The organism is Streptomyces calidiresistens (assembly GCF_014141525.1).
GTDB lineage: Bacteria > Actinomycetota > Actinomycetes > Streptomycetales > Streptomycetaceae > Streptomyces > Streptomyces calidiresistens.
In genome coordinates, this window is sequence record NZ_VKHS01000961.1 from 1 (window position 1) to 1,839 (window position 1,839).

A 1,839-nucleotide genomic window follows, 5' to 3' on the forward strand; every position below is an offset into this window, starting at 1 on the left:
GGGCGGGGTCAGTCGTCCGAGTCGCCGAAGTCGGGGCGCACGCCCCGGGCGGCCATGACCTCGTCGTTGGAGGTGCCGGCCGCGACCATCGGCCAGACCATGGCGTCCTCGTGGACGATGAAGTCCACGACGACCGGCCGGTCGTTGATGGAGTTGGCCTTCTCGATCACCGCGTCGAGGTCCTCGGGGTCCTCGCAGCGCAGCCCGACGCACCCCATGGCCTCGGCCAGCCTGACGAAGTCCGGCACCCGGGTGCCGCGCGCCGCCTCCGGGCCGCCGGCGGGACCCTCCCCGTTGGGGCCGGAGTGCAGCACGGTGTTGGAGTAGCGCTGGTTGTAGAAGAGGGTCTGCCACTGGCGGACCATGCCCAGGGCACCGTTGTTGATGATGGCGACCTTGATCGGGATGTTGTTCAGGGCGGCGGTGACCAGTTCCTGGTTGGTCATCTGGAAGCACCCGTCGCCGTCGATCGCCCACACGGTGGCGTCCGGCCGGCCGGCCTTGGCGCCCAGCGCGGCGGGCACGGCGTACCCCATGGTGCCGAGCCCCCCGGAGTTCAGCCAGGTGCCGGGGCGGTCGAAGGTCAGGTAGTGGGCGGCCCACATCTGGTGCTGGCCGACCCCGGCGGTGTAGACGGTGTTCTCCGGGGCCAGGCGTCCGATCCGCTCGATGACCTGCTGCGGGGAGAGGCTGCCGTCCTCCGGCAGGTCGTAGCCCAGCGGGTAGGTCTCCCGCCAGCGGCCCAGCAGTTCGCGCCAGGCGGTGTAGTCGCCGGTGTTGCCGGCCCCGGCCTCGCCGCGCAGCGCGTCCAGCAGGTCCCCGAGGACGTCCTTGGCGTCGCCGACGATCGGCACGTCGGCGGCCCGGTTCTTGCCGATCTCGGCGGGGTCGATGTCGGCGTGGACGATCTTCGCGGCGGGCGCGAAGGAGTCCAGCTTGCCGGTGACCCGGTCGTCGAAGCGGGCGCCGATCGCGATGATCAGGTCGGACTTCTGCAGCGCGGTGACCGCGGTGACCGAGCCGTGCATGCCGGGCATGCCGACGTGCAGCGGGTGGGTGTCGGGGAACGAGCCCAGGCCCATCAGGGTGGTGGTCACCGGGATGCGGGCGAACTCGGCGAGGGCCAGCAGTTCGGCGGAGGCCCCCGACTTGATGACCCCGCCGCCCACGTAGAGCACCGGTCGGCGGGCGGCGGTGATCAGCCGGGCGGCCTCGCGGATCTGCTTGGCGTGCGGGCGGCTCACCGGCCGGTATCCGGGCAGGTCGTGGGTGGGGGGCCAACTGAAGGTCGTCTCCGCCTGGAGGGCGTCCTTGGCGATGTCCACCAGCACCGGTCCGGGACGGCCGGTGGAGGCGATGTGGAAGGCCTCGGCGATGGTCCGCGGGATGTCGGCGGGGTCGGTGACCAGGAAGTTGTGCTTGGTGATCGGCAGGGTGATGCCGCAGATGTCGGCTTCCTGGAAGGCATCGGTGCCGATGGCGCGGCTGGCGACCTGACCGGTGATCGCCACCAGCGGCACGGAGTCCATGTGGGCGTCGGCGATGGGGGTGACCAGGTTCGTGGCACCGGGACCGGAGGTGGCCATGCAGACACCGACGCGGCCGGTGGCCTGGGCGTAGCCGGTGGCGGCGTGACCCGCGCCCTGCTCGTGGCGGACGAGCACGTGCCGGACCCGGGTGGAGTCCATCATCGGGTCGTAGGCGGGGAGGATGGCACCGCCCGGGATGCCGAAGACGGTGTCGGCGCCGACCGACTCCAGGGAGCGGATGAGGGACTGCGCCCCGGTGACGTGCTCGACGGTGGCGGCGGGCTGCGGTCCGCCGCGGGGGGCCCGGGGG

Annotated in this window: 1 protein-coding gene; it reads right to left on the reverse strand. The window is 72.3% G+C overall.

Annotation, left to right across the window (positions count from 1 at the left end; all coding sequences use genetic code 11):
* Positions 1-8: 8 nt before the first annotated feature.
* The coding region (locus FOE67_RS24555) for an acetolactate synthase large subunit (protein ID WP_182667013.1) at positions 9-1,839 on the reverse strand (1,831 nt) is incomplete at its 5' end.